Source organism: Comamonas sp. Z1 (assembly GCF_008121555.1).
Lineage (GTDB): Bacteria > Pseudomonadota > Gammaproteobacteria > Burkholderiales > Burkholderiaceae_C > Comamonas > Comamonas thiooxydans.
The window spans coordinates 173,284-194,177 of the sequence record NZ_VOQT01000004.1 but is presented as its reverse complement, the minus strand read 5'-3'; the positions used below and the strand labels follow the sequence as shown (position 1 = coordinate 194,177).

The 20,894-nt window shown below is 61.4% G+C and carries 21 protein-coding genes; 5 read left to right on the top strand and 16 right to left on the bottom strand.

Annotated elements, in window-relative coordinates; translation table 11 throughout:
* Positions 1-373 precede the first annotated feature (373 nt).
* The 12 genes from FSY45_RS09755 to FSY45_RS09700 form a co-directional block, all read right to left on the bottom strand.
* Positions 374-1,873 (bottom strand): DegQ family serine endoprotease, encoded by a 1,500-nt coding sequence (locus FSY45_RS09755; protein WP_003064192.1) that lies wholly within the window; start codon positions 1,871-1,873, stop codon positions 374-376.
* Between the two features lie 259 nt (positions 1,874-2,132).
* Positions 2,133-2,921 (bottom strand): sigma-E factor negative regulatory protein, encoded by a 789-nt coding sequence (locus tag FSY45_RS09750; RefSeq protein WP_003064189.1) that lies wholly within the window; start codon positions 2,919-2,921, stop codon positions 2,133-2,135.
* Between the two features lie 27 nt (positions 2,922-2,948).
* Positions 2,949-3,578 (bottom strand): RNA polymerase sigma factor RpoE, encoded by a 630-nt coding sequence (gene rpoE, locus FSY45_RS09745; protein ID WP_003064186.1) that lies wholly within the window; start codon positions 3,576-3,578, stop codon positions 2,949-2,951.
* 38 nt (positions 3,579-3,616) lie between these two features.
* Complete coding sequence (locus FSY45_RS09740; protein WP_046461208.1) at positions 3,617-4,099, bottom strand: hypothetical protein; 483 nt, start codon at positions 4,097-4,099, stop codon at positions 3,617-3,619.
* A 123-nt stretch (positions 4,100-4,222) separates the two neighbouring features.
* On the bottom strand, positions 4,223-5,470 hold the full coding sequence (gene fabF, locus FSY45_RS09735) for a beta-ketoacyl-ACP synthase II (protein WP_003057981.1): 1,248 nt from the start codon (positions 5,468-5,470) through the stop codon (positions 4,223-4,225).
* A 36-nt stretch (positions 5,471-5,506) separates the two neighbouring features.
* A complete protein-coding gene (acpP, locus tag FSY45_RS09730; RefSeq protein ID WP_003058049.1) occupies positions 5,507-5,746 on the bottom strand; it encodes an acyl carrier protein in 240 nt (79 codons plus the stop codon).
* Positions 5,747-5,905: 159 nt separating this feature from the next.
* On the bottom strand, positions 5,906-6,649 hold the full coding sequence (gene fabG, locus FSY45_RS09725) for a 3-oxoacyl-ACP reductase FabG (RefSeq protein ID WP_046461207.1): 744 nt from the start codon (positions 6,647-6,649) through the stop codon (positions 5,906-5,908).
* A complete protein-coding gene (gene fabD / locus FSY45_RS09720) occupies positions 6,646-7,590 on the bottom strand; it encodes an ACP S-malonyltransferase (RefSeq protein ID WP_034353350.1) in 945 nt (314 codons plus the stop codon). The genes fabG and fabD overlap by 4 nt, the downstream gene beginning before the upstream one ends.
* A gap of 51 nt (positions 7,591-7,641) precedes the next feature.
* Positions 7,642-8,622 carry a beta-ketoacyl-ACP synthase III gene (locus FSY45_RS09715; RefSeq protein WP_003064176.1) on the bottom strand — a complete coding sequence of 327 codons (981 nt, stop codon included), beginning with the start codon at positions 8,620-8,622 and terminating at the stop codon, positions 7,642-7,644.
* An 8-nt stretch (positions 8,623-8,630) separates the two neighbouring features.
* Positions 8,631-9,671: a phosphate acyltransferase PlsX gene (gene plsX / locus FSY45_RS09710; protein WP_012837262.1), complete on the bottom strand. Its 1,041-nt coding sequence runs from the start codon at positions 9,669-9,671 to the stop codon at positions 8,631-8,633.
* Between the two features lie 197 nt (positions 9,672-9,868).
* On the bottom strand, positions 9,869-10,051 hold the full coding sequence (gene rpmF, locus FSY45_RS09705) for a 50S ribosomal protein L32 (protein WP_003058062.1): 183 nt from the start codon (positions 10,049-10,051) through the stop codon (positions 9,869-9,871).
* Between the two features lie 241 nt (positions 10,052-10,292).
* Positions 10,293-10,847: a DUF177 domain-containing protein gene (locus FSY45_RS09700; protein WP_046461206.1), complete on the bottom strand. Its 555-nt coding sequence runs from the start codon at positions 10,845-10,847 to the stop codon at positions 10,293-10,295.
* 25 nt (positions 10,848-10,872) lie between these two features.
* On the opposite strand from FSY45_RS09700, the gene FSY45_RS09695 reads away from it, so the two are divergent.
* Positions 10,873-11,481 (top strand): Maf family nucleotide pyrophosphatase, encoded by a 609-nt coding sequence (locus FSY45_RS09695; RefSeq protein WP_012837261.1) that lies wholly within the window; start codon positions 10,873-10,875, stop codon positions 11,479-11,481.
* Entirely contained in the window at positions 11,478-12,266 is a 789-nt protein-coding gene (locus tag FSY45_RS09690) for an SAM-dependent methyltransferase (protein ID WP_046461205.1), read from the top strand. Before FSY45_RS09695 ends, FSY45_RS09690 begins: the two co-directional genes overlap by 4 nt.
* A 99-nt stretch (positions 12,267-12,365) precedes the next feature.
* Here FSY45_RS09690 and FSY45_RS09685 read toward each other — a convergent pair whose 3' ends face one another.
* The 4 genes from FSY45_RS09685 to FSY45_RS09670 are packed head-to-tail and all read right to left on the bottom strand — an operon-like array spanning position 12,366 to position 15,484.
* A complete protein-coding gene (locus FSY45_RS09685; RefSeq protein ID WP_003067704.1) occupies positions 12,366-13,412 on the bottom strand; it encodes a S49 family peptidase in 1,047 nt (348 codons plus the stop codon).
* Between the two features lies 1 nt (position 13,413).
* Entirely contained in the window at positions 13,414-13,779 is a 366-nt protein-coding gene (locus tag FSY45_RS09680; protein WP_046461204.1) for a Rieske 2Fe-2S domain-containing protein, read from the bottom strand.
* Between the two features lie 8 nt (positions 13,780-13,787).
* Positions 13,788-14,471, bottom strand: a complete 684-nt coding sequence (locus FSY45_RS09675) for an HAD family hydrolase (RefSeq protein ID WP_034408589.1) — start codon at positions 14,469-14,471, stop codon at positions 13,788-13,790.
* 8 nt (positions 14,472-14,479) lie between these two features.
* Positions 14,480-15,484, bottom strand: coding sequence for an RluA family pseudouridine synthase (locus tag FSY45_RS09670; RefSeq protein ID WP_050788990.1), 1,005 nt, complete (start codon positions 15,482-15,484; stop codon positions 14,480-14,482).
* 585 nt (positions 15,485-16,069) lie between these two features.
* On the opposite strand from FSY45_RS09670, the gene FSY45_RS09665 reads away from it, so the two are divergent.
* The 3 genes from FSY45_RS09665 (at position 16,070) to FSY45_RS09655 (ending at position 20,871) form a co-directional block, all read left to right on the top strand.
* Entirely contained in the window at positions 16,070-19,018 is a 2,949-nt protein-coding gene (locus FSY45_RS09665) for an Rne/Rng family ribonuclease (RefSeq protein WP_148748057.1), read from the top strand.
* A 107-nt stretch (positions 19,019-19,125) separates the two neighbouring features.
* Positions 19,126-19,926 (top strand): peroxide stress protein YaaA, encoded by an 801-nt coding sequence (gene yaaA, locus FSY45_RS09660; protein WP_003067720.1) that lies wholly within the window; start codon positions 19,126-19,128, stop codon positions 19,924-19,926.
* Positions 19,927-19,971: 45 nt separating this feature from the next.
* Entirely contained in the window at positions 19,972-20,871 is a 900-nt protein-coding gene (locus tag FSY45_RS09655) for a 2OG-Fe(II) oxygenase (protein WP_003067722.1), read from the top strand.
* Positions 20,872-20,894: the final 23 nt, after the last annotated feature.

The window sequence follows — 20,894 nt, the reverse complement described above, 5'->3', positions numbered from 1 at the left end:
GGGCGCGTCCCTCAAGCGGCGCGCCCTTAACCAACAATCTCTGGCAACTGCGATAGTTGGGACTTTATTGTAGGCAAAACTGGCCGCAAGCCAAGACCCAGCAAGGCTTGACAAGTTTCGGTTTGTGATTTTCGAATTCATTTATCAACAAATTATCCACAAACCAGAAAACACCGTTTAGCCATCAGCAGCCGGAGATTGCAAAGGCTTTTGCACCGCTTGAAAACCGCCTGTCAGCGTGATTTTTTGCGTCCAACCACCATGCATTTGCGTGGGATTCTACCCAATGGCATAGGGGCACTGACAGGCTGAGGGCTTGTTGTCATTTCAGATCACGAAATGGCAACAAGCCCATGCAGGCTTTTCGCCACATTTATTTGGCAGGGCGAATCAGCACATACTGCGCCCAGTCACCACGGCGCACCAGCACATTGACGGGCTTGGACTTGTCGGCCTTGGCCCAGGCGGCCTCGAAGCTCTTGAGATCGGAGACTTCCGCATTCGCCAATTGCAGAATCACATCGCCTTCACGCAGACCGGCACGGGCTGCGGCATCCACCGCAGCCGACACGCGCACGCCGCCCTTGATGGCCAGCTCCTTCTTCTGTGCAGACGTCAGCTCGCTCAGCGTCAGGCCCAGAGCCTTGTTCTCCAGCGTACCGGATGGAGTCTTGCCTGCACCACTGTTGCCTGCCTTGGTCTTGGCAGATTCGTCGGAAGGTACTTCGGCAATCACCATGCTCAGCTCCTTGAGCTTGCCGCGGCGCAGCACGGTAATGGTGCTCTTGGTGCCGGGCTTGGTATTGCCCACGAGACGCGGCAGATCGGAGACCTTCTCGATGGCCTTGCCATCGAACTTGGTGATCACGTCGCCCGCCTCCACACCGGCCTTGGCCGCGGGAGAGTCCGGCTCGACGGCCGACACCAGAGCGCCTTCTGGCTTGCCAAGGCCGATGGACTCTGCCACGTCCTTGGTCACGGGGCCGATCTGCACGCCGATACGGCCGCGCGTGACCTTGCCGGTGGCACGCAGCTGATCGCTGACACGGATCGCTTCATCCACGGGAATTGCAAAGCTGATGCCCATGAAGCCGCCCGAGCGCGAGTAGATCTGGCTGTTGATCCCCACCACCTCGCCGCGCATATTGATCAGCGGGCCGCCCGAGTTGCCGGGGTTGATGGCCACATCGGTCTGGATGAAGGGCAGATAGTCACCGGTATCGCGCTGCTTGGCAGAGACAATGCCGGCTGTGACCGAATTTTCGAGTCCGAAGGGCGAGCCAATCGCCATGACCCACTCGCCCACGCGCAGCTTGCTCACATCGCCGATCTTGACTGCGGGAAGCCCTTTGGCATCGATCTTGACCACGGCCACATCGGTGCGCTTGTCCGCGCCGACTATTTTTGCCTTGAACTCGCGCTTGTCGGTCAGCGTGACAATGACTTCATCGGCACCATCGACCACATGGGCATTGGTCATCACATAGCCGTCAGCCGTGAGGATGAAGCCCGATCCCACGCCACGTGGCTGCTCTTCCTCGGACTGACCGCCCTTGGGCGAGCGCTGACGCGGCACATTGGGCACGGGAAGGCCGAAGCGGCGGAAGAACTCCAGCATGTCTTCATCCATGCCCAGAGCTTCGGCGCTGTTGTTGGAGACCTTCTCCAGCGTACGGATGTTGACCACCGAAGGCCCGACCTGATCGACAAGATCCGTGAAGTCCGGCAGCCCGCGCGCCGTTGCAGCACTTTGGGCATGAGCAGCTGTAACCGGCAGCATGCCTCCTGCGGCCAGGGCCGCGATCGCCATCGAACTGGCAATGGCTGTAGCCGAAACACGGGATTTGAGCGTCATCCAGGATGGTGTGCGCATCGTTTTTATTCCTTGTTCGAGTCGTCGGACAGAACGGGTCGCCAAATCAGACCCATGAGAGAAAACAGGTGAGAGCATTGAAGCGCATTCTGGCAAAAGCAGCCATCAACTGAAAGCGCTCCGGCCCGTGAAATCGGGCACAGATCAAACAGTATCTGCGCCCAACAGATCCTAAATCAATAGCTTCGCACGCAAGCTGCATAAAGCTTAGACCTGAAAACCATGCGTTTCAGGCCTAAGACTGCTGTGCGGAGAAGCATCAATGGCGGGTAGCCGTGGCAAAGCTTGCATTGCGCAAAAAGCTGGCAGGCATCTGCAGATTGGGCGCGCTGCTTTGCTGAGGGTGAGAAGCCAACAACTCGTCCAGACGCGGATCACGCAGCATCACGGTCTGGCCGTTGGGGCCAGCAACTGCCACTACGGTGGAAGACTGGGCTTCCGAACCCAGGGGCATGGCCGTCTCTTCACCGCCCGAAACGGGCTGACTCAATCCTAGCGATGCGGCAGGCGCGGCAGCCACCACGGCATTCGGGCTGAGAGCAGCGAGTTGCGCCCCACCCTGGCGGCCGTACAGCCCCCCCGAACCTGCGAGCATGACCCCCCAGCCAACGGCTGCCACGGCAGCAACCGAAGCAAAGCCGGCTGCCATTTTCCAGCGAAAGACCGATGCATTGGCCGCCTGACGGGCAGGCAGGCTGACCACGGTTGCGCCATTGCCCAGCGCCTGCCCACGTTCCTCGGCAGCTGTGATCTGCTCCAGACCACCCAAGCTCAATGAACTGGCCGCATCTGCGGTCACACCGGGCAGATGAATGCCACGGATCGGCTCACGCTCCATATGGGCGCGCACGCCGCTCAAAATATCGTGCTGACTGTGATGGGCCAGCTCCGGAGAACGCAGCACATCGCCAATCAGGTGGTACATGGCCCAGGACTGCTGGCCTTCGTCGCTTTCCGCATAGGAGAGCACGGCCTGCATCTGGACCGAGGAAGCCTCGCCATCCACCAGTGCCGACAACTGTTCCTGCTTGATCAGATCGTCATTCATGAAGTTCACCTGCTCGTCTTGCCTGTACTACCAACGCTTTCCACCCTGGCGCTCCAGCAGGGGCTTGACCCTGGCCGAAATCGCCTCGCGTGCCCGAAAGATGCGCGAGCGCACCGTGCCTATGGGACAGTCCATCGCCTGCGCGATTTCCTCATAGCTGAGCCCCTCGATTTCGCGCAGCGTGACCGCCTGACGCAAATCCTCGGGCAAAGCCTCCATGGCGGCGTTGACGGCTTCGGCAATTTCACGCGCCGCCAACACTGTTTCCGGGGTTTCCTGAGTCGTTAGTTCCTGTCTGTGAACAGAAGTTTCATCCTCATCGTCCCCAGTGTGTAACGCGCTCTCGGTCATCACCGGCGAGCGATGCATTTCCATCAAGGCCTTCTTGGCCGTATTAACGGCAATGCGGTACAGCCAGGTGTAGAACTGGGCCTCGCCGCGGAACTGGTGCAAGGCCTTGTAGGCGCGGATGAAGGTTTCCTGCGTGATGTCAGGCACCAGATCGACATCGCGCACCATGCGGCCCACCAGACGTTCGATGCGACGCTGGTACTTGATGACCAGAAGCTCAAAAGCCCGTGTGTCGCCAGCATTGGCTCGTTCGACCAAAGCCAGATCGCTGTCGGCAGAGGGAGTGGGAAAATCGGGAGGTGTCATGAAAGGCCAAGCGGCGTGCTGCCATAACCGGCGAGGGCCTAGCCCTGCTCTGCCAGCGGCACGATGGAGGAATATACCGCACGCCGCAAGTCTCCCCATTGCTCGGGGCTGTGTCGTTGAGACAGGAAAATCCATAGCACCCGGCGCCTGCCGCCCTTGGTCCTGAACACCAGAACATCCGAAACGCTGAGCCAAAGCCAGTGGCCACCATCAAGCCCCACCGCCAGCCGCACAGGCAGTGACCGCGCGGTTGACAGGTTTTCGGCCTCCAGCAACCAATGCTCGCCATTCCAGAGCAGACGTCCTTGCGGCCAGTTGCGCCACTGTCCGCAAAGCAGCACTGCGGCCAGGATCAAGGCCGGCAAAGCCAGCAGCACCTGCAACCAGCCCGACTGGACTTGCAGGCACCAGACCAGCAGAGCCATCAGCAAGACCATCCCGGTCAGCAGCAGCAGTCCTCCGGCGCAGCCAGGCCGGACAAAGACATAGGCAACGGCTGGAGCATGGTAGCGAGCACTCATGGGCCGACCATGTGCGAAAACCCGGCTGCAGCAAAGCTAGGGAAAGCACGATCAAGCCGCACATAGAACAAAGCCCGCAAGGCCAGGGCCTGTGCGGGCTGTGCAGAAGCTGCTCGAAGCGACTTAGACGCGCTTGAAGACCAGCGTGCCGTTGGTGCCACCGAAACCGAAGTTGTTCTTCACGGCAACTTCCAGCTTGGCGTCACGCGCCGTATTGGCGCAATAGTCCAGATCGCACTCGGGATCCTGGTTGATCAGATTGATGGTCGGAGGAATCTTCTGGTCGTGCAGCGCCATCACGGTGAAAACGCTCTCGATACCACCAGCACCACCCAGCAGGTGACCCGTCATGGACTTGGTCGAGCTGACCACCAGATTCTTCTTCGCAAACTCGCCCATGGCCGCCTTGATGGCATTGGATTCATTCGCATCGCCCAGAGGCGTGGAGGTGCCGTGCGCATTCAGGTAATTGACCTGATCCTGGTTCACACCGGCATTGCGCAAAGCGTTGAGCATGGCACGTCGAGGGCCGTCCATATTGGGTGCGGTCATGTGACCGGCGTCGGCACTCATGCCAAAGCCTGCCAGCTCCGCGTAAATCTTGGCGCCGCGGGCCTTGGCGTGTTCGTACTCTTCGAGCACCAGCACACCGGCACCTTCGCCGAGCACAAAGCCGTCACGGTCTTTGTCCCAGGGGCGCGATGCAGCCTTGGGGTCGTCGTTGCGCGTTGACAGCGCACGCATGGCAGCAAAGCCGCCCACACCCAGAGGCGAAACAGTGGCTTCCGTGCCACCGGCCACGACGATGTCTGCATCGCCGTATTCGATCATGCGTCCGGCTTCGCCGATGCAGTGCAGGCCTGTGGTGCAGGCTGTCACTATCGACAGATTCGGCCCCTTGAAGCCAAATCGCATGGACACATGCCCTGCCACCATATTGATGATGGAAGCAGGCACGAAGAACGGCGTGATGCGGCGAGGACCGCGGGCAGCCAGTTCTGCGTGAGTGTTCTCGATCAGCGGCAGGCCGCCAATGCCCGAGCCGATCACGCAGGCAATGCGTGTGGCCAGGTCTTCGGACAGGGCTTCACCTGTGGGCAGGCCTGCGTCCAGAACGGCTTGCTCCGCAGCCGCGATGCCGTAATGAATGAAGGTATCCATGGAGCGCGCATCTTTGGCGCTCATGTATTTCTCCACATCAAATCCCTTGACCTCACCTGCAATCTTGCAGGAGAAGTTCGACGCATCGAACTTGGTGATGAGGTCAATACCGGACTGGCCGGCCAAAAGATTGGCCCAGGCTTCGCCCACCGTGTTACCCACGGGGGAGATGCAGCCCAGACCGGTCACGACAACGCGACGACGGCTCATGCGTTCAAACCTTTAACTGATCGCTGAAAAAAGACCTTAGGCCTTTTGGTGGGTATTGGCGTAGTCGATGGCGTTTTGCACCGTCGTGATCTTCTCTGCGTCTTCGTCAGGGATCTCGATGCCGAATTCATCTTCCAGGGCCATCACCAGTTCCACTGTGTCCAGGGAGTCAGCGCCCAGGTCAGCCACGAAGGCCTTTTCGTTGGTCACTTGGGACTCTTCAACGCCGAGTTGTTCGGCAATGATTTTTTTGACACGTGCTTCGATATCGCTCATGGTTTCCCTCAGGGGGTTGTGAATGAACCCGCGATTCTAGCCGTTTCGGGAGAAGCCCCTTGGCGGCTGGCCGTCGCGAGGAAACGGCCACTGAACTTGCAAAAGTGTTCAGCTTCTGGCAGCAAGTGCGGCAAACACCGCGCAAACTGCCGAAATTTCTTACATGTACATGCCGCCGTTGACGTGCAGTTCCTGCCCCGTCACATAGCCAGCACCGACAGAAGCCAGATAGGCCACGGCATGCGCGATGTCGCTGGGCTGACCCAGATCACCCATGGCGATCTGTGCCTTGAGCGCAGCCTTTTGCGCCTCTGGCAGATCTGCCGTCATATCTGTGGCGATGAAGCCCGGAGCTACACAGTTCACGGTGATGCCGCGACTGCCCAGCTCCTTGGCCAGAGCACGGGTCATGCCAGCCACGCCAGCCTTGGCTGCAGCGTAATTGGCCTGACCTGCATTGCCCGAGGCACCGACCACGCTGGTGATGCTGATGATGCGGCCGAAGCGCTGCTTCATCATGGGACGAATAGCCGCACGGCTGACTCGGAAAACAGCCTTCAGATTGGTGTCGGTGACGGCATCCCAATCGTCATCCTTCATGCGCATCGCCAGGGTATCGCGGGTAATGCCTGCGTTATTGACCAGCACATGCAGGCCGCCGTCATTCTTGACGATGGAGTCGATCAGGGCATCCACGGCAGCGCCGTCGGTCACGTTCAGCGTGACACCACGGCCACCGAAGGCGGACAGAGCCTGGCTGATCTTTTCAGCACCAGCATCCGATGTGGCCGTGCCAATCACTTGATAGCCCTTGGAGGCCAGCTCCTGCGCGATGGCGGCACCAATGCCACGGGTGGCACCGGTGACCAGGGCAACCTGGGGCTTGGTCTGGTTATCAGTCATGCGAGCAATTCTTTCACGTCAGCCAGGGTGGCTGTATCAAACAGGGGAACACCCGTCAGGTCGGCGTCAATACGCTTGACCATTCCGGCCAGCACCTTGCCGGGTCCACATTCCACGATATGGGTCACGCCGCGAGCCTTGATGGCCTGCACGCACTCCACCCAGCGCACCGGACCAAAGGCCTGACGATACAGGGCATCGCGAATCGCATCAGCGTCCGTCTGGACGGTGACGTCGATATTGTTGATGACGGGAATCAGAGGAGTAGCCAGCGTCAGCTCGGCCAGCGCGGCCTTGAGCTTTTCTGCAGCAGGCTTCATCAGGCTGGAGTGGAAAGGTGCGGAGACCGGCAGAGGCAGGGCGCGCTTGGCACCGGCCGCCTTGACCGCTTCACAGGCCTTCTCCACAGCCAGCTTGCTGCCGGCGATCACGGTCTGACCGGGATCGTTGAAGTTCACGGCTTCCACCACTTCAGCACCGCCCAGCTGAGCCGTCACTTCGGCGCAGACCGCCTTGACCTTTTCGGCATCCAGGGCCAGCACGGCCGCCATGCCACCCGTGCCCACAGGCACGGCATCCTGCATGGCTGCGGCACGCAGACGCACCAGCGGAGCGGCCTGAGCCAGCGTCAGCACGCCGGAAGCGACCAGCGCCGAGTATTCACCCAGGGAGTGACCGGCCACGGCATCTGGCAGTGCACCGCCTTCTGCCTGCCAGACACGCCAGGCCGCAACACCGGCGACCAGCATCACGGGCTGGGTATTGGTGGTCAGCGCCAGAGCTTCCTTGGGGCCTTGCTTGATCAGCAGACCCACATCCTCGCCCAGAGCCTCGGAGGCTTCGGCCACGGTCTGAGCCACGACGGGATGATCCCCCCAGCCATCCAGCATGCCTACGGACTGCGAACCCTGGCCAGGAAATACAAATGCGAATTTCTTCATATTTCTTAGTATAAAAATTGCCTGAAACGCTTATTTATATTGCGTCTACAGCTACATCTTGAGGAGCACCGCACCCCAGGTGAAGCCACCGCCCACCCCTTCGAGCAGCACGGTCTGGCCTTTTTTGACCTGTCCGCTGCGCACGCCATGATCGAGTGCCAGAGGAATCGAAGCCGCCGAGGTGTTGCCATGCTGATCGACGGTAACCACCACCTTGTCCATGGACAGCTTGAGCTTGCGCGCCGTGCTTTGCATGATGCGGATATTGGCCTGGTGCGGGATCAGCCAATCGATGTCGGCATCCGTCAGACCCGCTTTTTCCAGCGCGGAGCGAGCCGCCTTGTCCAGCACGCTCACTGCCAGCTTGAAGACAGCCTGACCGTCCATCTTGAGCAAGGGATCGCCCAGCACATTGCCGCCGGAGACATTGCCCGGTACGCAGAGAATGCCCACATGGCTGCCATCGGCATGCAGCTCGGTAGCCAGAATGCCAGGCTCGTCGGAAGCCTCCAGCACCACGGCGCCTGCGCCATCACCGAACAGCACGCAGGTCGTGCGGTCGTTGAAATCCAGGATACGGCTGAAGACTTCGGAGCCCACCACCAGCACGCGCTTGGCAGCGCCGGTCTGGATCATGGAATCGGCCACCGTCAGGGCATAGACGAAACCGCTGCACACGGCCTGCACATCGAAGGCCGGGCAGCCATTGCTGATGCCCAGCTTGTGCTGCAGGATGGCGGCCGTCGAGGGAAACACCATGTCCGGAGTGGACGTGGCGACAATGATCAGATCGATGTCCGAAGCCTCGATGCCTGCGGCCTCGATGGCCTTGCGGCTGGCCTCAAGAGCCAGGTCGCTGCTGGTCACATCGGGCTCGGCGAAGTGGCGGGCACGAATGCCGGTGCGTTCGACGATCCACTCGTCCGAGGTTTCCAGGCCGCGCTGAGCCAGCTCGGCTGCGAGGTCGTTATTGGTCAGGCGGCGGGGCGGCAGGTAACTGCCGGTGCCAATGATGCGTGCGTAGCGTCTCATGTCTTCTATCAGGGCGCCGAAGTTCCAGATTCCGTCTGCGCTGCCAGCAGCAAAGGTGCGGCAGCAGCAATACGGCTGCGGACACGGTCAAGCAGGTTGTTGCGTGCCGCATCATACGCGCGGTTCAAAGCATGCTCGAATGCCATTGCATCAGCCGAGCCATGGCTTTTGAAGACCAGCCCGCGCAGACCCAGCAAGGCAGCGCCGTTGTAACGACGATGATCAACACGCTTCATAAGCGCAGATAGCACCGGATAGGCAATGATGGCGGCAATCTTGGTGAAGATGTTGCGCTTGAACTCTTCCTTGAGAATCCCCGAGATCATCGAGGCAACCCCCTCGGTGGTCTTGAGTGCAACGTTACCAACGAAACCATCACACACGACAATGTCCACCACACCCTTGAAGGTGTCGTTGCCTTCCACATTTCCGTAGAAATTGAGGTTGCCCGCATCGCCTGCAGTGCGCAGCAGCTCGCCGGCACGCTTGATGACTTCGCTGCCCTTGATCAGCTCTTCACCGATATTGAGCAGGCCGACACTGGGCGCCTCCGTATTCTTGAGCGCAGACACCAGAGCCGAGCCCATGACCGCAAACTGCAGCAGATGTTCTGCCGTGCAGTCCACATTGGCCCCCAGATCCAGCATGGTGGTGTCACTGCCCTTGGCGTTGGGCAAACCAAAGGCAATCGCGGGACGATCGATGCCATCCAGAGTCTTGAGCAGATAGCGCGAGATTGCCATCAGCGCCCCGGTATTGCCCGCCGACACTGCAGCCTGAGCCGCACCATTCTTGACCTGCTGCACGGCCACGCGCATGGACGAGTCCTTTTTCTTGCGCAGAGCTATTTCCACGGGATCATCCATGCTCACCACCTCCGTGGCGGGAACAAGGGTCACGCGTTCATGCTTGAAGCCGGCCAACTCCTCGGCCTTGCCGACCAGCAGCAGATGCGCATCGGGGTGTGAATTCAGAAACTGACGGCACGCGGCCAGCGTGACGCGGGGGCCATGATCGCCCCCCATGCAGTCAACAGCCAAATTAATCATGGGCGACTGACAAATCCAATTAGGCTTGGGATGATGAATTGAAGGATCCGAGGACCACAACAGAAGCTATTTGCAAAACCAGCATTGAGATTTTGCAGCCATGCCCGTCATGACAGGCTTTGCAAATATCTCCCATAAAAACAAAAGCCTGCTGCTACAAAAAATGTAGCAACAGGCTTTGCGAATGCAGTCGTCGCTTAGGCTTCGGACTTGTTCTTCAGCACTTGACGGCCACGGTACACGCCGTTGGGGCTGATGTGGTGGCGCAGGTGTGTCTCGCCGGTAGTGGCTTCGACAGCGATGCCAGGCACATTCAGTGCGTTGTGCGAACGGTGCATGCCGCGCTTGGAGGGAGACTTCTTGTTTTGCTGAACAGCCATGATGGCTCCTGTGTATCTTGAAAGGGTTGGTAACACGACTCACACAGCAAGACCGGGCAAAAAACTCTGCCTTTCGACGCCCCCACCGAGAGTGAGAGTGCGCCCTTGTCCGTGCAAGTCCTAAAAAAACGCGATCAGCCCATTAAAGACACGAGGGGGTTTCGCGCGAAGCTCACGATTATAGCGCAAACGCTTTTCGCGGCCCAGGCAAAATCAAATCCCCACCGTGCCATGGGATGGATCAGTCGGCAGACTTGCCTACATTGAGAGATTGCAGCACGGCAAAAGGGTTTTCCTTTTGCTCGTTGGCCTGCTCGAAGGCGTCATCGCTGACCTCCAGCTTGACGGGTACCGGGCAGGCCTCATGGCGAGGCACTACAGGCACTTCCATCAGCAACTCGTCCTCAATCAACTCCAGCAGATTGAACTCGCTGCTCAATGCCAGCACATCCTCATCGCTATCGTCATCTTCCAGTTCTGCCGTCGCTTCGTCCGGAACGAAGCGAAATGACCGATCCACGTAAAGGGGAATATCGGCCTCGGTCAGGCAGCGCTGGCAGGTCAGCGGCAAAGCCACCTCGGCACTCAGGTGCAGCCACACATGGCCGCCGCCACCTTTTTGCTCCACCAGCTCGCCTTCGGCTTCCCAGCGCACCAGAGGCTGCTCGCCGGTAATCGCCAACGCATCGGCCGCCAGACGCTTGAAGTCCGACAATGGTGCCTGACCATGCAAATGACCTTCAGCCTGCGCGAAAGCACGCACATCCAGCCGGGTCGCAGAAAAATCCTTGCTCATGCAGCCAGTGTAAGAGAATCCCGCAATGCCCGACTTATTGATTGCCGGACGACTTGAGCGTCCATTGATTCTTGGCTCCACCTCGCGCTACCGCCGTGAGCTGCTCAGCCGCCTGCAACTGCCGTTCGAGACGGTGTCTCCTGAAGTGGATGAAACCCCGCTCAGCGGCGAAACACCCCACGACCTGAGTCTGCGCCTGGCCATAGCCAAGGCACAGGCCGTGGCCCGGTTGCACCCCGGCGCCATCGTGATCGGCTCCGACCAGGTGCCCGAGCTCGATGGCCAGCCCCTGTCCAAGCCCGGCACCCACGAGCGCGCCACCGAACAGTTGCGCCAGATGAGCGGCCGCCAGATGAATTTCCACACCGGCGTCTGCGTGAGCTGTGCCGAAACCGGCTTCACGGAATCCAGCGTGGTCACGGTGCAAGTGCGCTTTCGTGAACTGAGCGATGTCGAGATCGAGCGCTATCTGCGCGCCGAGCAACCCTATGACTGCGCAGGCTCGGCCAAGAGCGAAGGCCTGGGCATCGCCCTGCTGGATGCCATCGTCAGCGACGACCCCACGGCACTGATAGGCCTGCCGCTGATCCGCACCTGCCAGTTGCTGCGCGCCGCAGGAGTGGTTCTGCCATGAGCGAAACACCGAAAAGCAAATCAGGCACCCTTTATCTGGTACCCGCTCCACTTGATTTCGGCTGCGAAAGCCAGACCGCTTTGACCGAGGTGCTGCCCGAGGGCACGCTGCGCCGCGCCGCCTCTCTGACTCACTGGATCAGCGAAAACGCCAAGACCGCACGCGCCTATCTCAAGCGCATCGACGCCTTGTTCCCGCTGGCTGCTCCGTTGCAGGCCCAGAACATTGTCGAGTTGCCACGCGAAGCCCACAAAAAAGGCGACCATGGCAACAAGGGCGCGGCCGTCTTCGACCCCAAGCCCCTGCTGGCAGCGGCCCTGGCCGGACAGGACATGGGTTTGATCAGCGAGGCGGGCATGCCCGCCGTGGCCGACCCCGGCAGCTCCATCGTGCGTGCCGCCCATGATCTGGGCATTCGCGTCGTGCCGCTGACGGGACCGGTGTCGCTACTGCTGGGCCTGGCGGCCAGCGGCCTCAACGGCCAGAACTTCGCCTTTGTCGGCTATGTGCCTCAGGATGGCTCCGAACGCACGGCCCGCATCAAGGAGCTGGAGAGCCTGGCCCTGCGCCAAGGCCAGACCCAGCAGTTCATCGAGACGCCTTACCGCAATGCCTCCCTCTGGCAGGCATTGCTGCAAACCTTGCAACCCAATACCAGACTGGCCCTGGCCAGCGGATTGACGCTGGAGACAGCACGCATCGAAAGCCATCTGGTGCGCGAATGGCGCCAGCACAATACCCCGCCCGACAACCGAACACCGGTGGTGTTCGCCATAGGCCGCTGAGCGCCTGAAATCAAAAAAAGCCTGCGGCATAGGCCGCAGGCTTTTTTGATAGCTACCGGCGCTTATCTGGCAAAGGGTTAGCGGCTTTTTAATGCCTTATCAGCGAATGCTGGGCACCAGGCCACGCATGGCTTTGACCGAGCCCTCGCCGATGGCGGCGCCAAAGCGCTTGGCCAGGCGCTCGGCCACGTTGTCGCGGCGGGTGTAGTCTATGACTTCCTCGGCCTTGACCACCTCACGCGCCACATAGTCGAGGCTGCCCAGCTTGTCGGCCAGGCCCAGCTCCACGGCCTGCTGACCAGTCCAGAACAGTCCGCTGAACATTTCGGGGGTCTCATGCAGGCGGTCGCCACGACCAGCCTTGACCACGCCGATGAACTGCTGGTGAATCTGCTCCAGCATCTGCAGCGCAAATTCCTTTTGCTGCGCCGACATGGGGCTGAACGGATCGAGAAAGCCCTTGTTCTCACCGGCCGTCAGCAGGCGGCGCTCCACGCCGACCTTGTCCATCACGCCCGTAAAGCCAAAGCCGTCCATGAGCACGCCGATGCTACCCACGATGCTGGCCTTGTCGACGAAGATCTCATCGGCCGCCGCCGCAATGTAGTAGGCCGCCGAGGCGCAGGATTCCTCGACCACCGCATACAGAGGCTTGTTGTACTTGGCCTTGAGACGCGTCATCTCGTCGTTGATGATGCCGGCCTGCACGGGGCTGCCGCCGGGCGAGTTAATCAGCAGCACCACAGCGCGCGAGCCCGAATCTTCAAAGGCGCTGCGCATGGCAGCCACCACGAATTCGGCACTGGCGTCCGCTCCCGAGGCGATCTCGCCCTTGATCTCCACCACCGCGGTATGGGGCGAGGTGCTGGTCTTGGTGGCCGTATCCTTGAAGAACACCGCCCACATCACCAGCAGCACCACCACGGACCACAGCAGACGGCTGAAAAAGCGCCAGCGCCTTGCCGCCCGCTGCTCCTTGATGGAGGCGAACACCAGCTTTTCCAGCACATCGCGCTCCCAGCCCCCGTTCCCGGAGGCCTTGGCCGCAGCGGCGGGCGCCTCAGCGGACGCAGCAGACGCCTTGGACCAGAGGTCCGCGCCCGGCGTCACATGCGACTGGGAATCATGGTTGTCAGGAGTACTCATCTCAAAACTTCAGAGGTTTCAGTTGTGGCCCAGTATGCCAGCGCACCAAGCCGCCGCTTTCGCTCAAGGCGATTTTTACCAACCCACCGCGGCAAGGACCGCCTGCACAGGCGCCGCTGTCAGGTTCGTAGGCAGCTCCGTGGGTAGAACACAACAGCCAGCGACCGGAATCGTCAAAAAACTGACCTTCCTGGTAGTCCATTTCCATGGGGATATGGCTGCAGCGATTCAGATAGGCATGAACCTGCCCCTGGTAGCGAATCGCAAACGCGCGGCTGCTCTGACCGGCATACAGCACATCAAAGCTCATCGCCCGGCCGCCGTCGACCAGATCCGCACTGGCACACAGCTCCACGGCATCTGTCATATCTGGATTCACGCGTTGGCCAGCAGCCAGGCCCGCAGCTGCATCGCCGAATCGGCCACGAACAGCGGATTGAACTGGGCGAAGCCGTCGGGCGCATGGGCACCATAGGAAACCCCCACACAGGCACAGCCGGCGTTCTGCGCCATCTGCAAGTCGTGCGTGGTGTCGCCAATCATCAGCGTTCGCTCGGGTTCCACACCGAATTCGGCCATCAGCTCGTGCAGCATCAGCGGACTGGGCTTGCCGGCGGTCTCGTCGGCCGTGCGCGAACCGTCGAACAATCCCTTGAGCTGCGGATCCTGCAGCGCATGGTTGAGCCCCATGCGGCTCTTGCCCGTGGCAACGCTCAGCCAGTGGCCGCGCTCGCGCAGCTCGGCAAGCAGCGGCAGTATGCCGTCAAACACGCAGATATCGTCCTGATGCTTGAAGAAGTGAAAGCGATAGCGATTGGCCAGTTCAGGATATTTTTCGGGCGGCACATCGGGTGCCGCGCGGGCCAGGGCCGGCATCAACGCCATGCCGATCACATAGGCAGCCTGCTCGTCGCTGGGCACAGTGCCGCCCACATCACGCACCGCCTCCTGGATGCTGCGACTGATGATGGCCGTGGAGTCCGCCACCGTGCCATCCCAGTCGAATGCAATCAGATCGAAGCGGCGTGGTCGCCGGGCGCTATGGTTTTCAGTAGTCATGAAGCCTGTCAGTTCACAAAATCCGCCAGCTCCGGCGGCAGCTCGGCACGCAACTCGACACGCTCGCCGCTGGCGGGATGATTGAACTGTAGCCGCCAGGCGTGCAGAAACATGCGTTTGAGGCCCTGCTTTTGCACACGACGGTTGAGATCAAAATCACCATATTTGTCGTCGCCCACGATGGGATGCCCCTGCGATGACAGATGCACGCGAATCTGGTGGGTACGACCTGTCTTGATGGTCACCTCCAGAAGACTCATCGCAGGCAGTCCCTGCAGGGGACGCGGCTCGATCAGCTTTCTGACCTTGACCAGGGTGATGGAACGCATTCCATCCGGGTCATCGGCCGTGGTCACGCGCACGCGGCGCTCGCCGTCGGCCTGCAGATACTTGTGCAGCGGCAGATCGATGACCTTCTTGTTGGCCGGCCAGGCCCCCTGCACCAGTGCCAGATAGGTCTTGCCGGTCTCGCGCTCGCGAAACTGGTCCTGCAGATTGATGAGCGCGGAACGCTTCTTGGCCACCAGCAAAATGCCCGAGGTTTCGCGATCCAGCCGGTGCACCAACTCGAGGAACTTGGCATCAGGACGCGCCTGGCGCAGTTGCTCGATGACGCCAAAGCTCACGCCCGAGCCTCCATGCACGGCCACGCCGGCAGGCTTGGACAATGCAAGCATGTGTTCGTCATCCAACAGGGCGGGAAAGTCCTTAGCCGGCGCTGGGCGTTCTGCTTTTTCGCTGACTTTTTCGGAAATCCGGACCGGGGGAAGGCGCACCACGTCGCCGGGCTGAACCCGGGTCTCGGCGCTCACGCGCCCCTTGTTGATGCGCACCTCGCCGCTGCGGATGATGCGGTAGACATGGGTCTTGGGCACCCCTTTGAGGTGGCGCATGAGAAAGTTGTCGAGTCGCTGTCCGGCGGAGTCTTCATCGACCTCGATCAGCCGTACTGAGGCCGCGGCCGTATTCTGGGACCGGTCCTGTGCCGGTTTGCCCTCTATAATGTGTTTCACCTGTGCCGAGCTTAGTTGTAAGTGATTGATTCGCATGGAGTTTAGTCCAAACAATCATTTCCCACCGCACAGGCAGGTCGATGCCCGCCAGTTTTGCACACGCAAATTGCAGTCAAGATGAGCTGCAGCAGCCTGTGAGAGCCTGGCAAAGGCTGACGAATTGAAACACTGATACGGAATCTCATACCGTGCAGTTGTCCAGGCAAAAGCAGCCTGCAACTGTCGGTTCTCTCAACGAGCATGTGGATCTTTTGGACATTGCTGATCAACCTCTGGGGCAAGGCACGGCCGGCCCCCGGGACGAGCCATGTCTCAAAGAAACCACCCACCTCCCTAGCACGCGCGTCGGCTTCTTTTGTACCCCGTCTGCATGCGCGTCCTCTCCCGCTCGTCCCCCGGCCTGTACCTCCGCTACTGACTTGAGATCAGGCCAGTAGCGCCGTCCTGTACCGCCCCAGATTCCTCATCCGTTTCAACTCGTTCGTCTGGCATCACGGCTCCTGTTGAGCCTGTCTTTGATTACCAGTCAAAGGTGCGTTGGTCTGTGACCAACGTGCCTCATAAAACGAATAAAGGAAACGCATCATGAAACGGATGCTGATTAACGCGACGCAGTCCGAAGAACGCCGCCTGGCCATTGTGGACGGCCAGAAGCTGCTGGACTACGAGATCGAGATCGAAGGTCGCGAACAACGCAAGGGCAATATCTACAAGGCCGTCGTGACCCGCGTCGAGCCATCTCTCGAAGCCTGCTTTGTGGACTACGGCGAAGACCGTCACGGCTTCCTGCCCTTCAAGGAAATCTCCAAGCAATACTTTGCCGAAGGCGTCTCGCCCAGCCAGGCCCGCATCAACGACGTGATCCGCGAAGGTCAGGAGCTGATCGTCCAGGTCGAAAAGGAGGAGCGCGGCAACAAGGGTGCAGCCCTGACCACCTTCATCTCGCTGGCCGGCCGCTATGTCGTGCTGATGCCCAACAACCCCCGTGGCGGTGGCGTTTCGCGCCGCATCGAGGGCGAGGACCGCGCCGAGCTCAAGGAGGCCATGGACCAGCTCGAGTACCCCAAGGGCATGTCCATCATTGCACGCACTGCCGGCATCGGCCGTTCGGCCCCCGAGCTGCAGTGGGACCTGAACTATCTGCTCAAGCTGTGGAGCGCCATCGACGGCGCCGCCAAGGCCTCCAAGGGCGCCTTCCTGATCTATCAGGAATCCAGCCTGGTGATCCGCGCCATCCGCGACTATTTCAACAATGACATCGGCGACATCCTGATCGACACCGATGACATCTACGAACAGGCCCAGCAGTTCATGGCACATGTGATGCCCGAGCACGCTGCCCGCGTCAAGCGCTACCGCGACGACGCCCCCCTGTTCTCGCGCTTCCAGATCGAGCACCAGATCGAGTCCGCCTATTCGCGCACCGTGACCCTGCCCTCGGGCGGCGCCATCGTGATCGACCACACCGAAGCCCTGGTCTCCGTGGACGTGAACTCGGCCCGCGCCATCAAGGGCGGCGATATCGAGGAAACCGCGACCCGCACCAACCTCGAGGCAGCCGACGAAGTGGCGCGCCAGATGCGCCTGCGCGACCTGGGCGGCCTGATCGTGATCGACTTCATCGACATGGAAGAGGCCAAGAACCGCCGCGAAGTGGAAAACCGCCTGCGCGATGCCCTGCGCCAGGACCGCGCCCGCGTGCAGTTCGGCACCATCAGCAAGTTCGGCCTGATGGAAATGAGCCGCCAGCGCCTCAAGCCCGCCTTGTCCGAGGGCGCTCACATCAACTGCCCACGCTGCGGCGGCTCCGGCCACATCCGCGACACGGAAAGCTCGGCGCTGCAGATTCTGCGCATCATCCAGGAAGAGTCCATGAAGGACAACACGGCCGCCGTGCACTGCCAGGTGCCCGTGGAAGTGGCCTCCTTCCTGCTCAACGAGAAGCGCAGCGAAATCACCAAGATCGAGCTCAAGCAGCGCGTCAACGTGATCATGGTGCCCAACAAGTCCATGGACACGCCGCACTACAAGCTCGAGCGCCTCAAGCACGACGACTCGCGCCTGGAATCCATGGAAGCCAGCTACAAGCTGGCCGACGAGCCCGAAGAGGTGACCACGGTCACACGCCGCTCGCAGGAGCCCACCAACAAGCAGACTCCCGTCATCAAGGGAGTGCTGCCCGATGCTCCCGCGCCGATTGCCGAGCCTCGCCCACCGCGCCAGCCTCGCGCTGCCGCTGCGACGCCCGCTCCCGCCGCGGCCCGCCCCGTGGTGCGCGAGCAGGGCTTCTTTGCCTGGCTCAAGAATCTGTTCGGCTTTGGCGCGCCGGCTCCCGTGGCAGCGCCCGCTCCCGTGGCCGAGGCTCCCGCTCCCGCCGCCCGTGAAGGCAGCCGCGACGGCCGCCGAAGCGAAGGCCGTGGCGGCGACCGCAACCGCCGTGGCGGTGACCGCAATGAGCGCAGCGACCGCAACAGCGCGGAGCGCAATGGCAGCGAACGCGGCGACCGCAACAACCGCCGCAATGCCCAGGGTCGTGACGAGCAGCAACGCAACGAGCGTCCCGAACAGCAACAGCGTCAGGACCGTCCCGAGCGCGGCAACCGCCGCGGCGGCGAACGCAACGAGCGTCGCGACGAGCGCCAGCCCCAGGTGGCAGAAGCTGCTCTGAACGGCGAAGAGTTCAACGCAGCTCCCAAGCCCGAGCGCAACCGCCAGGAACGCGGTGAGCGTACAGAACGCAATGAGCGCGGTGAACGCGGTGAAGGCCGCCGCGAGCGTCAGAATCGCAACGCCGATGCCCAGCCCGCCATGCAGGCCGTGGCCGACGAAACGGTGCTGAACACCGCCCAGGTCGACGCTGCGGATGCGCAGGCACAGGATGGAGCGCAAGGCGATCCCGCACGCGAGCCCCGTCAGCGCCGTTCGCGTGACCGCTACGGCCGTGACCGCCGCGACCGTGCACCGCGCGATGCCCAGGCAGAAGGCCAGGCTGCAGAGCAGGCTGCCGAAGCCCAGGCCCCGGTCGAAGTGCCTGCCGCAGACGCTGGCGAGCAGCCGGCACGCCGCAGCTACTTTGATGCTGTTGCGCCTCAGGCTCAGGCAGAGCAAGCGCCTGTTGCTGCAGAAGCCGTGGTGGCATCGGTCGCCCCTGTGGCAGAACTTTCTCAGCCCGTGCAAGCAGAACCTGCTGCTACCGCAGAGCCTCAGGCTGCCGCCGTGGAGCCTGTGGCTGAAACCGAGGCTCCTGCTCCGGCAGTCGCAACGAAGGCACAGAGCTATGCGCTGCCGATTGCCGAGCTGCAGGCCCTGGCAGCCGCATCGGGTCTGGAATGGATCAACTCCGATGCCGAAAAGATCGCCGCCGTCCAGGCTGCGATTGCCGCTGAGCCCAAGCCCGTGCGCATTCCGCGCGAGCGCCCACCGGTGGTGGTGCTCGACGAAGGCCCGCTGATTCTGGTCGAGACCCGCAAGGATCTGAGCCTGATGCAGCTGCCGTTCGAGAAGGAAGAACAGGCTGCAGGCGTCAACGCCTAAGCAGACTGCCTTCCGGCATCACAGGGCCAAGGGGACTGTCCACTCCGGTGGATGGGGCCTTGGCCCTTTTTCATGCGCCCTTTCTTTGATTGAGTGAACGTCAAGCCATGTTGTTTCTGATCTCTCCGGCCAAATCGCTGGACTATGAAAGCCCTGTTTCCGCCGAGTTGCCGCACACGCTGCCGGTTTTCAAAAAGCAGCCCCTGGAACTGATCGAAGTGCTACGCGAGAAATCGCCCCAGCAGATTTCCGAGCTCATGAGCATCAGCGACAAGCTGGCCGTACTCAATGTGGGCCGCTACGAAGCGTTCAGTGCCAAGTTCACCACCAGGAACTCGCGCCAGGCCGTGCTGGCCTTCAATGGCGATGTCTATGAAGGCCTGAATGCCGCCAGCCTCAAGCCCAGGGAGCTGGACTGGGCCCAGGAGCATGTCGTGATCCTTAGCGGCCTCTACGGCGTGCTGCGCCCGCTGGATCTGCTGCAGCCCTACCGCCTGGAGATGGGCACCCGGCTGGAAAACGCCAAGGGCAGCAACCTCTATCAGTTCTGGGGAACCCAGATTGCCGACTACCTGAACGAACGCAGTGCTGCGCAAGCCGAGCACGGTGACGCCCAGGCCGAGCGCATTGTCGTCAACCTGGCGTCTCAGGAATACTTCAAGGCAGTGGATCTCAAGGCGCTCAAGGCCCCCGTGGTCGAATGCGTTTTCGAGGACTTCAAGGGCGGCAAGTACAAGATCATCAGTTTCCATGCCAAGCGCGCACGCGGACTGATGGTGCGCTGGGCCGTACAGCACAAGGCCAGGAAGGTGGCCGACCTGCGCAAGTTCGACCTGGAAGGCTATGCGCTGGCCGAGCAGGCCAGCACGCCCGGCAAGCTGGTGTTCCGCCGCAAGCTGCAAGACTGACGCTGCGCATTGAAATCGGCATCAGTGCACACTAGCATTGTCGACATGAGCACCTCCACCCAAGACGAGTTCGTCACACCTCCCGGCCTGACACCCGAGCTGATGCAATGGGTGCGCGCGCAAAGCGCCTCCGGCGTATCGCTGCCATCGCTGCTGCAGTCCATGCGCAAGGCTGGCTGGGCCGAGCATCTGGCGCGCCGCGCGCTGGCTCTGCCCGAAGAGGGTGAACTGCCCCTGCCTTTCGCAGCAGCCCGGCCCGAAACCGAAGTGGCAGTGCAGGTCCATGAGTCAGGGGTTCCCGAGCCTGATCTGCTGACCGATCCCTGCTGCGTCCATGCCGGCGATCGCGATGTCCATGTGCTGATGAGCGTGCGCCACCCGCGCGTGGTGGTGTTCGGCAATCTACTCTCCGACGAGGAGTGCGATGCCATCATCGCAGCTGCCCGCCCGCGCATGCGGCGCTCGCTGACCGTGGACAACCAGAGCGGCGGCGAGGCTGTCAACGATGACCGCACCAGCAATGGCATGTTCTTTCAGCGCGGCGAGAACGAGCTCATCAGCCTTGTCGAGCAGCGCATCGCACGCCTGCTGAACTGGCCGCTGGAAAACGGCGAGGGCATGCAGGTGCTGCACTACCGGCCTGGCGCCGAATACAAGCCGCATTACGATTACTTCGCACCCAACGAGCCCGGCACGCCGACCATACTCAAGCGTGGCGGCCAGCGTGTGGGAACCCTGGTCATGTATCTCAACGAGCCCGCGCGCGGCGGCGCAACCACCTTTCCCGATGTAGGGCTGCAGGTCGTTCCGCGCCGTGGCAATGCCGTATTCTTCAGCTATAACCGGCCCGACCCGGCCACCAAGACCCTGCACGGCGGCGCTCCCGTGCTGGAAGGCGAAAAATGGATTGCCACCAAGTGGCTGCGCGAACGAGAGTTCAAGTAAAAAAAACAGGCTCCAACCCTTAC

Bases quoted from the DNA above. Each gene is read 5' to 3' on its own strand.
- FSY45_RS09755 (WP_003064192.1), bottom strand. From the start codon at position 1,873: ATGCGCACACCATCCTGGATGACGCTCAAATCCCGTGTTTCGGCTACA.
- FSY45_RS09750 (WP_003064189.1), bottom strand. From the start codon at position 2,921: ATGAATGACGATCTGATCAAGCAGGAACAGTTGTCGGCACTGGTGGAT.
- rpoE (WP_003064186.1), bottom strand. From the start codon at position 3,578: ATGACACCTCCCGATTTTCCCACTCCCTCTGCCGACAGCGATCTGGCT.
- FSY45_RS09740 (WP_046461208.1), bottom strand. From the start codon at position 4,099: ATGAGTGCTCGCTACCATGCTCCAGCCGTTGCCTATGTCTTTGTCCGG.
- fabF (WP_003057981.1), bottom strand. From the start codon at position 5,470: ATGAGCCGTCGTCGCGTTGTCGTGACCGGTCTGGGCTGCATCTCCCCC.
- acpP (WP_003058049.1), bottom strand. From the start codon at position 5,746: ATGAGCGATATCGAAGCACGTGTCAAAAAAATCATTGCCGAACAACTC.
- fabG (WP_046461207.1), bottom strand. From the start codon at position 6,649: ATGACTGATAACCAGACCAAGCCCCAGGTTGCCCTGGTCACCGGTGCC.
- fabD (WP_034353350.1), bottom strand. From the start codon at position 7,590: ATGAAGAAATTCGCATTTGTATTTCCTGGCCAGGGTTCGCAGTCCGTA.
- FSY45_RS09715 (WP_003064176.1), bottom strand. From the start codon at position 8,622: ATGAGACGCTACGCACGCATCATTGGCACCGGCAGTTACCTGCCGCCC.
- plsX (WP_012837262.1), bottom strand. From the start codon at position 9,671: ATGATTAATTTGGCTGTTGACTGCATGGGGGGCGATCATGGCCCCCGC.
- rpmF (WP_003058062.1), bottom strand. From the start codon at position 10,051: ATGGCTGTTCAGCAAAACAAGAAGTCTCCCTCCAAGCGCGGCATGCAC.
- FSY45_RS09700 (WP_046461206.1), bottom strand. From the start codon at position 10,847: ATGAGCAAGGATTTTTCTGCGACCCGGCTGGATGTGCGTGCTTTCGCG.
- FSY45_RS09695 (WP_012837261.1), top strand. From the start codon at position 10,873: ATGCCCGACTTATTGATTGCCGGACGACTTGAGCGTCCATTGATTCTT.
- FSY45_RS09690 (WP_046461205.1), top strand. From the start codon at position 11,478: ATGAGCGAAACACCGAAAAGCAAATCAGGCACCCTTTATCTGGTACCC.
- FSY45_RS09685 (WP_003067704.1), bottom strand. From the start codon at position 13,412: ATGAGTACTCCTGACAACCATGATTCCCAGTCGCATGTGACGCCGGGC.
- FSY45_RS09680 (WP_046461204.1), bottom strand. From the start codon at position 13,779: ATGACAGATGCCGTGGAGCTGTGTGCCAGTGCGGATCTGGTCGACGGC.
- FSY45_RS09675 (WP_034408589.1), bottom strand. From the start codon at position 14,471: ATGACTACTGAAAACCATAGCGCCCGGCGACCACGCCGCTTCGATCTG.
- FSY45_RS09665 (WP_148748057.1), top strand. From the start codon at position 16,070: ATGAAACGGATGCTGATTAACGCGACGCAGTCCGAAGAACGCCGCCTG.
- yaaA (WP_003067720.1), top strand. From the start codon at position 19,126: ATGTTGTTTCTGATCTCTCCGGCCAAATCGCTGGACTATGAAAGCCCT.
- FSY45_RS09655 (WP_003067722.1), top strand. From the start codon at position 19,972: ATGAGCACCTCCACCCAAGACGAGTTCGTCACACCTCCCGGCCTGACA.